Below are 14,086 nucleotides of genomic sequence, written 5' to 3' on the forward strand. Positions count from 1 at the left end.
CGGAACATAGATCTACAGCGCAGGATTTCGTCGTGGCTTGGAGCCGACCAGACGCTGTTTGCGCCGGCTGAACCAGCCCAGCACACGCCCGTCGATCAGCAGCAGCGCGCTTGATATCACGAGCGCGCCGATCACCTCGCGCAGCGCGATCGGCTCGCCGAGGACGAGGTAGCCGAGCAGCATCGCGGTGACCGGAATCAGCAGCGTCACCAGCATCACATTGGTCGCCCCGGAGCGCTGCAGGATCTGAAAGAACACGATGTAGGCCAGCGCCGTCGACAGCGCCGCGAGCCCGAGCACGGCGAGCCATGTCGTTGCGTGCGGCATCGGCAGCAGCCAGGGCTGATCGACCACAGCCGCGATCGGCGCCATCATCACGGCCGACGTCATCATCTGAAATGTCGCCGTGCCCAAGGGCGGCACACGCTGCGGCAGCCGCCGCCCGACCAGCGCCGCGATGCCGTAGCTGAAGGCGCCCGCGAGGCACAGCAGGATGCCGATGCCCTGCCGGCTCTCGAAGCCGAGCGCATCACCGTGCAGGATCGCAACCCCGATCAGCCCGACCACCACGCCCGCGACGCGGCGCGCCTGCAGCTTCTCCTCGCCGGCCGCCGCCATGATGATCACCGCGAACAGCGGCGTCGTTGCGTTGAGGATCGAAGCCAGCCCGCTCGGAATATAGGTCTGCCCGAACACGATCAGCGAGAACGGCAGCACGTTGTTGAACAGCCCCATCGCGAAGAACGGTGCCCAGGCGGAGGCGCCGCGCGGCCACTCGATCTTCGCGGCGCGCAGCAGCGGCAGCAGGATGATGGTGCCGAGCACCACGCGCAGCAGCACCAGGGTCAGCGGCGGCAGTTCGCGCAGGATCATGCCGTTGAAGAAGAACGAGCCGCCCCAGAGCACCGACAGCAGCCCAAGCAATCCCCAGTCACGGCTATCGATGCGGTTGTCGGCGGAAGGCATGGCGGGCACTCACCTGCAGTCGCAGGCACGACTAGCAAGTCGCCGCGAATATTCCCACCCGATTTCCGTGAATGGCTGGCCCGCCTATTTCGGCCGCGACACGATCTCGATCATCTGGCCTTCATCGCCATCAGGCGCATGGGCCCTGGCCTTGTCGTAGGCGGCGAGTGCGGCGCGGCTCACCGGCACGCCCGGCAGCAGCGTCTCGGCCAGCCGCACGGCATATTCCGCATCCTTGTGGCGCAGCGCCGCGGTGAATGACGCGCCCGAGAAATTGCGGTCGATCATTCGCTTGGAGTGGCGGATCACCTGCGGGCTGGCGATCGCGCCGGTTCCCAGCGCCTCGGCCACCAACTGCATGTCGAGACCGGCCTGCTCGGCGATCGCAACCCCCTCGGCGAGGCTTGCGATCTGCACCGCGCCGATCAGATTGTTGATCAGCTTGAACACGGTGCCGGTGCCGACCGCGCCGAAATGGCGGATCGTGCTGCTGATCGGCGCGAGGAACGGCCGCGCCTTGTCGAGGTCGGCGCTATCAGCCCCAACCAGCAGCGTCAACTTGCCGGCAGCGGCCGCCTCGGGAAGCCCGGTAACGGGACAATCGATGTAGATCAGGCCGCGACTCTGCAGCTCGCGCGCCATGTCGAGCGTGTGCTGGTAGGAGACCGTGGAGCACTCGATTGCGAGCGTGCCGGCCTTCATCGTGGCCGCAGCGCCGTCCTTGGTCAGCCAGACGTCGCGCGAGGCCGCATCGTCGGCGACCATGGTCACGACCGCATCGGCATCGATCGCGGCATCCTCCGGCGAGGTCGCCCAGTGCGCACCGCGGGCGATCAGGTCCGCGGCCTTGGCCTTGCTACGATTCCACACCGCGACCGTGAAGCCGGCGTCGAGGTAACGGCCGGCCATCCCGTGGCCCATGCGTCCCAATCCGATGAAAGCGACGCGCGGCATGGGCTAATCCACATCCTCGACGGAACCGGGCCCGGTGCCGAAGGCACGTTGCGCCAGCGTTGCCGCCATGAATTCATCGAGGTCACCGTCGAGCACCCCCGAGGTGTCGGAGGTCTGTACACCGGTGCGCAGATCCTTCACCATCTGATAGGGCTGCAAGACGTAGGAGCGGATCTGGTGACCCCAGCCGATATCGGTCTTGGCAGCCTGATCGGCGGCCGCCTGCTCCTCGCGCTTCTTCAGCTCGATCTCATAGAGCCGCGCGCGCAGCATGTCCCAGGCCTGCGCCCGATTCTTGTGCTGGGAGCGGCCGGCCTGGCAGACCACCGCGATGCCGGTCGGAATGTGCGTCAGGCGCACCGCCGATTCGGTCTTGTTGACGTGCTGACCACCGGCGCCGCCCGACCGCATCGTGTCGGTGCGGACGTCGGACTCCTTGATCTCGATCTTGATGGAGTCGTCGATCACGGGGAAAATCTGCACCGACGAAAACGAGGTGTGCCGCCGCGCATTGGAGTCGAACGGCGAGATGCGCACCAGGCGGTGCACGCCGGCCTCGGTCTTCAGCCAGCCATAGGCATTGTGGCCAGAGATCTGGATGGTGGCCGACTTGATGCCGGCCTCTTCACCCTGGGACTCTTCGAGAAACTCGATCTTGAAGCCGTGCTTCTCCGCCCAGCGCGTGTACATGCGGAGCAGCATCTGCGCCCAATCCTGGCTCTCGGTGCCGCCGGCCCCGGCATGGACCTCGAGATAGGAATCGAACTTGTCGGCCTCACCCGAGAGCAGCGCTTCCAGCTCGCGCCGGGCGACCTCCTTCTTGAGGTCCTTGAGCGCCTTCTCGGCCTCGGCGACCACGCCGGCATCGTTCTCGGCCTCGCCGAGCTCGATCATGCCGACCTGATCCTCGAGCTCACGCTCGACCTTGCCGATGCCCGAGAGTGCGTCCTCCAATGAGGTGCGCTCCTGCATCAGCCGCTGGGCCTTCTGGGGATCGTTCCAGAGATTGGAATCTTCTGCGAGCTTGTTCAGCTCAGCGAGGCGTGCCGTCGATTGTTCGACGTCAAAGATGCCTCCTCAGCAGCCCGACTGACTGCTTGATCTCTTCAACAAGGCGTTCGATTTCCGCGCGCATGATCTTTCAGGTGTTGGCAAAAAAGGTTCCGGGGGATGTAGCGACCGGCGCAGCAAAGCGCAATCGGCTTGGCTGCACTATCCCGGCGATTTGGACGTCCAGACGGCTAGGGCCATTTCCGTTCCGATTGGATCTGAACCGGGCTCTAGGTTTTTGTTTTGACGCGTTTTCTTCATGCGATCCGGCGTCCACTTCGCTCGAAAACGCTCTAGTAAAGCCCCCCGGTTCCCGGCCGCATGAAGAAGCCGCCATCGGGCTGCTGCCCGCCACCCTGCGAGGGCTGCGGTCCAGGCGCAGGACCGCGGCCGTCGGCATCGGCGACCCCGATCACCGAATAATTCTCCGGCGGCGCGGTGCCCGGCTTGAAGGCTTCGAGGATGGTGTTGCCGCCATCGCCCGGGCCGGCACGCATGCCGGTCTTGGCGTCGACGCGGATCAGCTTGATGCCGGCCGGGACCTTGAACGGCGTCGGCGGCTTGTCGGCGAGCGCAAGCTTGAGGAAGTCGCGGGCGATCGGCGCTGCCACGTGACCGCCGGTGGCGGTGCGGCCGAGATTGCGCGGCTTGTCGTAGCCCATGTAGACGCCGACCGCGAGATCCGGCGAGAAGCCGACGAACCAGACGTCCTTCTCGTCGTTGGTGGTGCCGGTCTTGCCGGCGATCGGCTTGCCGACCTCCTTCACCACGGTCGCGGTGCCGCGCTGGACGACGCCCTCCATCATCTCGGTGATCTGGTAGGCCGTCATCGGATCGAGCACCTGCTCGCGGCGGTCGACCAACTGCGGTTCCGGCTGGCTCTTCCAGCCCCCCGGCGCGTCGCAGCCGCGGCATTCGCGGGTGTCGTGCTTGAAGATGGTATGGCCGTAGCGGTCCTGGATGCGATCGATCAAGGTCGGCTTCACGCGGCGGCCGCCATTGGCGAACATCGAATAGGCCGTGACCATACGCATCACGGTCGTTTCACCGGCGCCCAGCGCATACGACAGATAGTTCGGCAATTCGTCATAGACGCCGAAGCGTTTGGCGTACTCGCCGACCAAGGGCATGCCGATGTCTTGCGCCAGCCGCACCGTCACGGTGTTGAGCGAGCGCTGCAGTGCGTTGCGCAGCGTGGTCGGACCATAATATTTGCCGGTCGAATAATTCTCCGGACGCCACACGCCGGCGCCCTGCCCCTGATCGATTTCGATCGGCGCATCGATCACCGTGGTCGACGGCGTATAGCCGTTGTCGAGCGCCGACGAATACACGATCGGCTTGAACGACGAGCCCGGCTGACGGTAGGCCTGCGTCGCGCGGTTGAACTGGCTCTGGTCGAACGAGAAGCCGCCGACCATCGCCAGCACGCGGCCGGTCCACGGGTCCATCGCCACCATCGCGCCGGACACCTCGGGCAATTGCCGCAGGCGATACTGGCCCTCGACCGCAGCGCCCTCCTTGGTCACCAGCGGGTCGGCATAGATCACGTCGCCGGGCTGCAGCACCTGCGACACTGCGGTCGGCGCCTTGCCCTTGGTCTTGGCCCAGCGCACGCCATCGATCGTGATGATGCCGGTCTGCCGTTCCTTGCTGACCGCGCCGCCGAGCTCGCGGCCCGGCTGGAAGCCGATCCGCGCCGACTGATCGCTGGTCTCCAGCACGACCGCCATCCGCCACGGCGAGATGTCGGAGAGCGATTTGACGTCGGCAAGCTTGACACCCCAGTCGCCGGAAATGTCGAGCTTGTGCAGCGCGCCGCGCCAGCCCTGCGCCTCATCGTAATTGACGAGACCTGCGACCATGGTCTTGCGCGCCATGACCTGGATCTTGGGATCCAGCGTGGTGCGGACCGAGAGGCCACCCTCATAGAGTTTCTTCTCGCCGTAGCGCTCGAAGATGTCACGGCGGACTTCCTCGGCAAAATATTCGCCGGCGAAGATGTGCGCGCCGTTGGAGCGGCTGGTGACGTTGAGCGGATCCTTGCGCGCCTTGTCGGCGTCGGCCTGCTTGATCCAGCCGTTCTCGAGCAGGCGGTCAATCACATAGTTGCGGCGCTCGATGGCGCGGTCGCGGTTGCGGACCGGATGTAGCGCGGCCGGCGCCTTCGGCAGCGAGGCGAGATAGGACGCTTCCGCGATCGTCAGCTCGTTGACCGATTTGTCGAAGTAGACCAGCGACGCCGCCGCGATGCCGTAGGCGCCGAGCCCGAGATAGATTTCGTTGAGATAGAGCTCGAGGATGCGGTCCTTGGAATAGGCGCGCTCGATGCGCATCGCCAGCAAGGCTTCCTTGATCTTGCGCGCGAACGAGACCTCGTTGGTCAGCAGGAAGTTCTTGGCGACCTGCTGGGTGATGGTCGAGGCGCCCTGCGGGCGGCGGTTGGAGCCGTAGTTCTGCGCGTAGAGGATCGCAGCGCGCGCCATGCCCTGATAGTCGATGCCGCCGTGCTCGTAGAAGTTCTTGTCTTCGGCGGCGAGGAACGCGTTGATCACGAGCTTCGGCACCGCCTGGATCGGCAGATAGAGCCGGCGCTCCTTGGAATATTCACCGAGCAGCGCGCCGTCGGCGGCGTGCACCCGGGTCATCACGGGCGGCTCGTAGTCCTGGAGCTGCGAGTAGTCGGGCAGATCCTTGGAGAAATGCCAGATGGCGCCGGCGACCGCGGCAACACCGACCAGGAACACGACGGTTCCAGCGGCGAACAGGAAACCCAAAAACCGCACGAGCAGGCGCATTATCGACGTTCCGTTCCTACCCTCCGGCGCTCAGTCGTCAGAAGCGCCTGGTCCAAATGTGCGAAGCCTCACACAACCAAGCCTCACACAACGAAGGCTCACAACAAGGCCTGGCCCAGCGAGCTGCCTTGCGCATGCGAATAAACAAGAGCCGCCGGACAATATGGTCGATCCTGCGAACCTGCGGTCCTTTGTCTATACCGTCGCCGCTGTGGCCAAACTAGGGCTGCCGCGCAACGGCCCGGGCTTTTCAAACGGCCGATTTCACTTTGCCGGTCCGGCAGTTGCCAACCGCTTGGCGAAGAACGTGTCGATAGCCTGGACCATCGATCCGACGGCCTTATTCCGCCAGTTCTCGGACACCAGATGCTCGAGGTCGCCCTTGTTGGAGACGTAGCCGATCTCGACCAGCACCGACGGCACGTCGGGCGCCTTCAGCACCCGGAAGCCGGCCGATTTGAGCGGATGCTTGTGCATCCGCACCGTGGTCTTCATCTCGTCCATCAGCAGACGGGCGAAGCGGTTGGAGAAGGTCTTGGTTTCGCGCTGCGCGAGGTCGATCAGGATGTCGGCGACCTCGGTCGGCTCGTCGGTCAGGTTCACGCCGGCGATGGCGTCGGCCTTGTTTTCCGCTTCCGCCAGCCGCTCGGCCTCGGCGTCGGAGGCCTTGTCCGATACCGTGTAGATCGTGGCGCCCTGGGCATCGCCCTCGCGGCGCGGCAAGGCATCGGCGTGGATCGAGACAAACAGCGCCGCGGATTGCGAGCGCGCGATCTTCACCCGGTCGTTGAGCGGAATGAAGGTGTCGTCGGACCGGGTCATGACCACCCGGTACTTGCCCGACTTCTCGATCCGATCGCGCAGCGCAAGGCCAAAGCCCAGCACCAGGTTCTTCTCGGTCTGATCGCCGGACTGGGTGCCGTTGTCGATGCCGCCGTGACCGGGATCGATCACGATCAGCGGGCGCGCGTCGGTGGTCGCAACCGGCGGCAACGCCGCGGTGTTGACGGCCGGGATGGTCGCTGTGGTCGATTCGGAGATCGCGGGCTTCAATTCCGGACGGCTCTCGGATGCGAGCGACTGCACGAAGCTGGTGCGATCGACCTGCTCGAAATCCAGCACCAGCCGCGGCGGCTGGCCGTTGGCGGCATCGAGCACGTAGGAATTGGCGATCTTCACTGGGCCGGTCATGTCGAACACGATCCGCGAGCCGCCGGGCATCACCAGGCCATAGCGGAACGCCTTCACCAATCCCCGCGCCGCCGAGCCGGTGCCGGCGGCGAGCTGGAAATTGACCTGCGGAATATCGACCACCACGCGGTAAGGGTCGGCCAGCGGGAAGGCGCGAAACTCGATCTTGCGGTCGAGATCGAGGATGAATCGGGTCTGCTTGTCGTCGCCGGCAAGCCTGGCGCCGGACGCGACCGGGAAATTCGGGGCGTCAGCCGCGGAGGAAGTGGCGGCCGGAGCACTTGTGTCCGGCGCAGGCTGATCTGCCTGCGGTCCTTCGGCCGCGCTCGGGCCGCTCGCCAGGGCAAACACTGATGCTGCAGCGCACAACAGCCCGCATCCCAGAAAAACAAGGTGTTTTGCGCGGTTCTCCACCCGATTCGGAGCCTCCCAGCTGCTTCTTACCGCATTAGAACCACACGGTTAATCGCACCCTAATGACGCCAAGGCGAAAAGAACCGAGTGTTGCGGCGGCGTGACGCTTCCCTTGCACGCGGCGGGCAATCCACGTATGTACGGAGTGCTGACGGCTAGTACTCCCGGTTGTGTCGCGTTCAGCCTCTTGGTGCAGCGGTGGAACCTTCCAAGTCGAAGATCCCGCCGTGTTTTTCCGGTCCCTCCCCAGCCAGCGCCGCGCGCGGCTGACACGGAGTGGCGGATTCAAGCCCGAGCGGCGTCCGGTCCCAGACACACTCCCTCGCCAGAGGGACGGTTTGAGACACGGCGTAACCGATTATCCGGTCCCTTGGGGCCTCGATATGCGATGGCCGGCAGGCGCTTCGGCGCCGGACGGGGCTTTCAGCAAAAGATACGGCGGTCAATTTCGCCGCCAACATGTTTAGACGGGCCGACGCTTAATGCGCCAGACTGTATTGCCGACCAGGATCCCCCGAATGATCGCGCTGACGCGAGGTGAAAACGTCGCCCGTCGCATCATCCCGGTGAGTTCCCGTCCGGCGCTGCGCCGCGAGACGCGTTTTGGCCTTCCCCTCACCCCCGAATCAGGTGGACCGTCGCGTAACCGGGCGGCGCAGTTTGCGCGCGCCATGATCCGCGCCCGCCGCCGCCAAGAGTTCCAAAATGCCCAACAAGATGTTGATCGATGCCACCCACCCGGAAGAGACCCGGGTCGTTGTGGTCCGTGGCAATCGCGTCGAAGAGTTTGATTTCGAGACCGCCCAGCGCAAACAACTGCGCGGCAACATTTACCTCGCCAAGGTCACGCGCGTAGAGCCGTCGCTGCAGGCTGCCTTCATCGAGTATGGCGGCAACCGTCACGGCTTCCTGGCCTTCAGCGAAATCCATCCCGACTACTACCAAATCCCGGTCGCCGACCGTCAGGCGCTGATCGAAGCCGACGAGCGCGCCCATCGCGAGGCCGAGGAAGAGCATGAGAACCGCGGCCATCGCCGCCGGTCGCGCCATCGCAATGCCCGTCGCCGCGGCCATGGCGACCGTGTCCAGAGCGAGGTGGTCGAAGGCGCCGGCGACGCGCAGGCGCAGCCGGCGATCGAGGCCCACGAGCACCCGGTCGATGCCGAGCATCACGAACGCGGCGTGGTCGCCCACGAAGGTCACGAGCATGAAGCGCATGAGCACGCGCATCATGAGGACCATGAGCATCACCACGATCATGAGCATGAGCATCACCATGATCATGGTCACGACGATCATGGCCACGATGATCACGATCATGACCACCACGACCATGATCATGCATACGATCACGACCACGCTCCCGTGGTGAGCGAGGCGCCGGCTGCCGATGCGCCGTCCGACCCCGTCGTCGCGGTGGTCGAAGCCTCCATCGCGTCAGCCGCGCCGGAGACTTTCGAGCCCGCCGAGGTCAATCATGAGCCCGAGCGGGCCCATGAGGAACAGGTCGAGGAAAACGCCGCGCATGCCGACGACGCACCGCATGTAGCTGGCGACGAAGTCCACGCTGTGGCCGATGAGCACGCGGTCGCCGAATACGCCCCGTTCGCGGAAGTGGCCGCGCCTGAGGCCGTACCCGCCGATGAGGCCGGCGAAGATGAAGACGAGGACGACGGCGAAGAAGGCGAGGAAGAGGATGTCGTCGAGTCCGTCGGCGGCGACGATGTGCTCGAGGAGGTTCCGGAGCGCCCGTTCCGTCCGCGCCGCCAGTACAAAATCCAGGAAGTGATCAAGCGCCGGCAGGTGATGCTGGTGCAGGTCGTCAAGGAAGAGCGTGGCAACAAGGGCGCCGCGCTGACCACCTATCTGTCGCTCGCCGGCCGCTACGCCGTGCTGATGCCCAACACCGCGCGCGGCGGCGGCATCAGCCGCAAGATCACCTCGGCCCAGGACCGCTCGCGGCTGAAGGAAGTGGTGCAGGATCTCGACGTGCCCGAGGGCATGGGGATCATCCTGCGCACCGCGGGCGCCTCCCGCAGCAAGCCGGAGATCAAGCGCGACTTCGAATACCTGATCCGGATGTGGGAGACGGTGCGCGACCTGACGCTGAAGTCGCAGGCGCCGACCCTGGTCTACGAGGAAGGCTCGCTGATCAAGCGCTCGCTGCGCGACCTCTACAACAAGGAGATCGACGAGATCCAGGTGGCGGGCGAAGCCGGCTACCGCGAAGCACGCGACTTCATGAAGATGCTGATGCCGGCCAATGTGCGCGCGGTGAAGCAGTATCGCGACGGCCAGCCGCTGTTCTCGCGGATGGGAGTCGAAAGCCAGCTCGACGCGATGTTCTCGCCGACCGTGCAGCTGCGCTCCGGCGGCTACATCGTGATCAACCAGACCGAGGCGCTGGTCTCGATCGACGTCAACTCCGGACGGGCGACGCGCGAGCACCATATCGAGGACACCGCGCTCAAGACCAATCTGGAAGCCGCGGAAGAAGTCGCGCGACAGCTGCGCCTGCGAGACCTCGCGGGCCTGATCGTCATCGACTTCATCGACATGGACGAGAAGCGCAACAACCGCGCGGTCGAGCGCAAGCTGTCCGACTGCCTGCGCCAGGACCGCGCTCGGATCCAGGTCGGCCGCATCTCGCATTTCGGCCTCCTGGAAATGTCGCGCCAGCGCATCCGCGCCAGCGTGCTGGAGAGCTCGACCGAGCCCTGCCCGCAATGCGGCGGTTCCGGCCACGTCCGTTCGGTCTCGTCGGTGGCGCTGCAGCTGCTGCGCGGCATCGAGGAAATCCTGATGAAGGGCGCGACCCACAATCTCGTGGTCCGCACCCGCACCGACGTCGCGCTCTACGTGCTCAACCACAAGCGCGGCCATCTGCGCGACCTCGAAGACTCCTTCCGCGTCTCGCTGTCGATCGTCGCCGACGCCACGGTGCACGGCCAGCAGTCCTACATCATCGATCGCGGCGAGCAGGTGCATACGCTCGAAGCCGCCAAGGCGCTGCTCGCGGCGCAGGCTGCCTCCGCGCCGTCGCAGGCCGAAGAGATCGATGATGAGGAAGAACTGTTCGAATACGAGGCCGAGGTCGAGACCGACGAGACCGAGGGCCTCGCCGACGACCGGGCAGCCGGTGAGGAAGCAGGCGCCGGCGAAGGCGACGGCCAGCGCCGCAAGCGCCGCCGCCGGCGCCGCGGCCGCGGTGGTGCCGAGGCCCGTGACGGCGCTCAGCAGCCGCGCGAGGACGGCGATCTGATGCATGTTCTGCCCGAGGGCACCGAGGCGGTTGCCGCCTCCGACGCCGAAGGCGATGAGGAAGAAGGCGACGAAGCGCAGGGCGCAGCCCGCGACGACCAGGCCGCCAACGGCGATCGCCGTCCGCGCCGCCGGGGACGCCGTGGCGGCCGCCGCCGGCGCGGCAGCGGCGGACCGGATGACGGTCTTGCCGGATCGATCTCCGACGAGCTGAGCCCGGCGGCAGCGCCCGAGGCCAGCGATGCGGTCGCCGATTTCGACAGCCATGACACCGAGCCGGCGCCCTCGCTCGCGCAGCCTGAACTGGTCGCGCAGCCGGCGGAATGGCAGCCGGTCGAGGCCGCACCCGTCGAGGCGATCGCGGTGCCCGAGCCCGAAACCGTGGCAGCGCCTGCCGCTGAGGACACGGCCGCCGAAAGCGATCGCGCGCAGCGCCGCCGTTCGACGGTGCGCGAAAAGGTCAGCTTCGCGTCGAGCCCGCAACCCGAGGCACCGGCGCTGGTCCAGAGCCCGGCGGAGCAAACTGCGCCCGCCCCTGAACCTGCAGCTTCTGCGCCGGAGCCCGCTGCGGCCGAGGCGCCGGCCCGCAAGGGCTGGTGGTCGCGCCGCTTCGGCGGCGGCAACTAGCGCAACCCGCAAAGTCAAAACGCCCGGTTCGCGCCGGGCGTTTTTATTGGACAGGCCATCCGTTCGTCAGGCGTACGGAGCCTGACGGAGACGGAGGCAATGCAAAGCGCGATCGTTCTTGGCGGCGGCATGGTGGGCGTCAGCACGGCGCTGCATCTGCAACGCCGCGGCTGGTCGGTGACGCTCGTCGACCGCAAGGAACCGGGCCGCGAGACGAGCTACGGCAATGCCGGCATCATTCAGAGCGAGGCAGTGCGGCCCTATCCGATGCCGCGCGATCCGGCCACGCTCGCGAGGATCGCGATGGGACGCACCAACGACGTGCGCTATCGCCTGGCCTCACTGCCGCAGCACGCCGGTCCGCTGCTGCGCTATTGGTGGAACTCGACGCCGGAGCGGCACCGCGAAGCCACCCTCGCCTGGTCGCGCCTGATCGCCTACGCCACGGCGGAGCACGACACGCTGATCCGCGATGCGCATGCCGACAATCTGATCCGCCGCGCCGGCTATCGCCTGCTGCATCGCGATCCGGTTGCGCTTGAGCAGGCGATCGCAGTCGCCGAAGAAAACCAACGTGACTTCGGCGTGCAGTTTCGCGTGCTTGACGGCAAGGCGCTCGCCAAAGCGGAGCCCTTGCTGCGCGACGACCTTCCCGGCGCCATTCACTGGCTCGGGCCGTGGACCGTGTCGGACCCCGGCGGTCTCGTCTCCGCCTATGCCGGATTGTTCGAGCGTCTCGGCGGGACGCTGCTGCACGGCGATGCGCTGACGCTGACGCAGACGATGTCCGGCTGGTCGGTCGACACCACCGGCGGCCGGATCGATGCCGCCAATGTCGTCGTCACGCTCGGACCGTGGTCGCCACAATTGCTGCGCAAGTTCGGCTACCGGATCCCGCTGGTGCGCAAGCGCGGCTACCACATGCACTATCAGGGCGGCCGCTCGCTCGACCTGCCCTTGGTCGATACTGCGAACGGATATGCGATGGCGCCGATGGCGAAGGGCATCCGCATCACCACCGGCGCGGAGTTGACCAGCCCCGACGCGCCGGCCACACCGATCCAGCTCGGCTACGCGGAAGCTGCCGCACGCGAGTTGATCGAGATCGGCAGCCGGGTCGAGCCCGAACCGTGGTTCGGCACCCGCCCCTGCACCACCGACATGCTGCCGGTGCTCGGGCCTGCGCCGCGCCATCGCGGACTGTGGGTCAATTTCGGTCACGGCCATCAGGGCTTCACGCTCGGCCCCGCGACGGCGCGGGTGCTGGCCGAAACGATGAACGGCGAGGCATCCTCGGTGGACACCTCGCCGTATCGGTTAGACCGGTTCTGAACCAGAGCGCGATGAGCCCTCATCGCGCTCTGGATTCTTGTTTGAGCATGATCTTATCGGAAAACCGCTTCACACTTTTCCGGACCAAGCTCTAGTCCGTCGTCAGCGCGGTCTCCATGTCGGTCGGATCGATCTGCCTTGAGAGATTGGCATTGAGCTTGTCGCGGTCGAGCTCGCCCTCCCACCAGGCGACGATCACGCAGGCGACGCCGTTGCCGCACAGATTGGTCAGCGCGCGGCACTCGCTCATGAACTTGTCGATGCCGAGCACGATCGCCATGCCCGGCACCAGCCGCGGATCGACCACCGCAAGCGTCGCCGCCAGCGTGATGAAGCCCGCGCCGGTGATGCCGGACGCGCCCTTCGAGGTCAGCATCGCGACGACCAGGATCGTGAGCTGCTGGCTGAACGTGAGATCGTAGCCCAGCGCCTGCGCGATGAACAATGTCGCCAGCGTCATGTAGATGTTGGTGCCGTCGAGGTTGAACGAATAGCCTGTAGGCACCACTAGACCGACCACGGATTTCGAGCATCCGAGACGTTCGAGCTTCTCCATCAATGACGGCAGCGCGCTCTCGGAGGACGAGGTGCCGAGCACGATCAGGAGCTCGTCCTTGATGTAGGCCAGGAACCTGAAGATCGAGAAGCCCGCGATCCGCGCGATGATGCCGAGCACCACGAACACGAACAGCGCGGCGGTCAGATAGAACGTCGCGATCAGCCCCATCAAGTTGAGGATCGCGCCGGTGCCGAACTTGCCGATGGTGAAGGCCATCGCGCCGAACGCGCCGATCGGCGCCGCCCGCATCACGATCGAGATCACGCCGAACACCGCGTGCGCGGCATCGTCGATGAACGAGCGGATGGTGTGGCCGCGCTCGCCGAGCCCCATGATCGCAAAGCCGAACAGCACCGAGAACAGCAGCACCTGCAGGATCTCGCCCTGCGCGAATGCGCCGACGACCGTGTCCGGAATGATGTGCAACACGAAGTCGACGCTCTTCTGCGCCTCGGCCTGCTTGGCATAATTGGCCACCGCCTGCGCATTCGCCGCTGCGCTGCCGAAGCCCGCGCCCGGCTTCACCAGATTGCCGATCAGCAATCCGATCACCAGCGCGAAGGTCGAGACCACTTCGAAATAGACCAGCGCCTTGACGCCGATGCGCCCGACCTTCTTGGCATCCTGTATATGCGCGATGCCCGAGACCACCGTGCAGAAGATGATCGGCGCGATCACCATCTTGATCAGCTTGATGAAGCCGTCGCCGAGCGCCTTGATCCAGTCGTTGGTGGCAAGCTGCGGCCAGAACGCGCCAACCAGCGCGCCGAGCACGATCGCGATCAGGACCTGGACATAGAGAATCTTGTACCACGGCTTGCCACCGGCAGACGCCGGTGAATCCGTGGCAACGGTTGCCGTTGCCATGTGTCACTCCCCCTCAGAAATGGCGGAATAGCCAAGATCAACTTGGCCGTTCAAGTCAAATGGAACT

At 65.7% G+C, this 14,086-nt stretch carries 9 protein-coding genes; 2 read left to right on the top strand and 7 right to left on the bottom strand.

The features are described from left to right. Window positions 1-12: 12 nt before the first annotated feature. The 6 genes from QDT69_RS07755 to QDT69_RS07780 all read right to left on the bottom strand — a co-directional run bounded on the left by QDT69_RS07755 (window position 13) and on the right by QDT69_RS07780 (window position 8,714). Complete coding sequence (locus QDT69_RS07755; RefSeq protein WP_279706006.1) at window positions 13-966, bottom strand: DMT family transporter; 954 nt, start codon at window positions 964-966, stop codon at window positions 13-15. 84 nt (window positions 967-1,050) lie between these two features. Further along, on the bottom strand, window positions 1,051-1,920 hold the full coding sequence (locus QDT69_RS07760) for an NAD(P)-dependent oxidoreductase (protein WP_279706007.1): 870 nt from the start codon (window positions 1,918-1,920) through the stop codon (window positions 1,051-1,053). A gap of 3 nt (window positions 1,921-1,923) precedes the next feature. Next, window positions 1,924-3,055, bottom strand: a protein-coding gene (gene prfB / locus QDT69_RS07765) for a peptide chain release factor 2 (protein WP_106939930.1) whose coding sequence is annotated in 2 segments (ribosomal slippage) — window positions 1,924-2,985 and window positions 2,987-3,055 — 1,131 coding nt in all. Because the reading frame shifts where the segments join, the coding sequence is not laid out codon by codon here. Window positions 3,056-3,263: 208 nt separating this feature from the next. After that, window positions 3,264-5,768, bottom strand: coding sequence for a penicillin-binding protein 1A (locus tag QDT69_RS07770; protein ID WP_279706010.1), 2,505 nt, complete (start codon window positions 5,766-5,768; stop codon window positions 3,264-3,266). A 264-nt stretch (window positions 5,769-6,032) separates the two neighbouring features. Continuing rightward, window positions 6,033-7,373: an N-acetylmuramoyl-L-alanine amidase gene (locus QDT69_RS07775; RefSeq protein ID WP_279706011.1), complete on the bottom strand. Its 1,341-nt coding sequence runs from the start codon at window positions 7,371-7,373 to the stop codon at window positions 6,033-6,035. 615 nt (window positions 7,374-7,988) lie between these two features. Further along, window positions 7,989-8,714, bottom strand: coding sequence for a hypothetical protein (locus QDT69_RS07780; protein WP_279706012.1), 726 nt, complete (start codon window positions 8,712-8,714; stop codon window positions 7,989-7,991). A 75-nt stretch (window positions 8,715-8,789) separates the two neighbouring features. Between QDT69_RS07780 and QDT69_RS07785 the strand changes: the two genes are divergently transcribed. Together QDT69_RS07785 and QDT69_RS07790 are read left to right on the top strand one after the other, a co-directional pair. Then, complete coding sequence (locus tag QDT69_RS07785; RefSeq protein ID WP_279706194.1) at window positions 8,790-11,261, top strand: ribonuclease E/G; 2,472 nt, start codon at window positions 8,790-8,792, stop codon at window positions 11,259-11,261. 99 nt (window positions 11,262-11,360) lie between these two features. Continuing rightward, entirely contained in the window at window positions 11,361-12,593 is a 1,233-nt protein-coding gene (locus QDT69_RS07790; RefSeq protein ID WP_279706013.1) for an FAD-binding oxidoreductase, read from the top strand. A gap of 91 nt (window positions 12,594-12,684) precedes the next feature. On the opposite strand, the gene QDT69_RS07795 is transcribed toward QDT69_RS07790, so the two are convergent. Beyond that, complete coding sequence (locus QDT69_RS07795; RefSeq protein WP_279706014.1) at window positions 12,685-14,019, bottom strand: dicarboxylate/amino acid:cation symporter; 1,335 nt, start codon at window positions 14,017-14,019, stop codon at window positions 12,685-12,687. Window positions 14,020-14,086 lie beyond the last annotated feature (67 nt).

Source organism: Bradyrhizobium sp. CER78 (assembly GCF_029846235.1).
Taxonomy (GTDB): domain Bacteria; phylum Pseudomonadota; class Alphaproteobacteria; order Rhizobiales; family Xanthobacteraceae; genus Bradyrhizobium.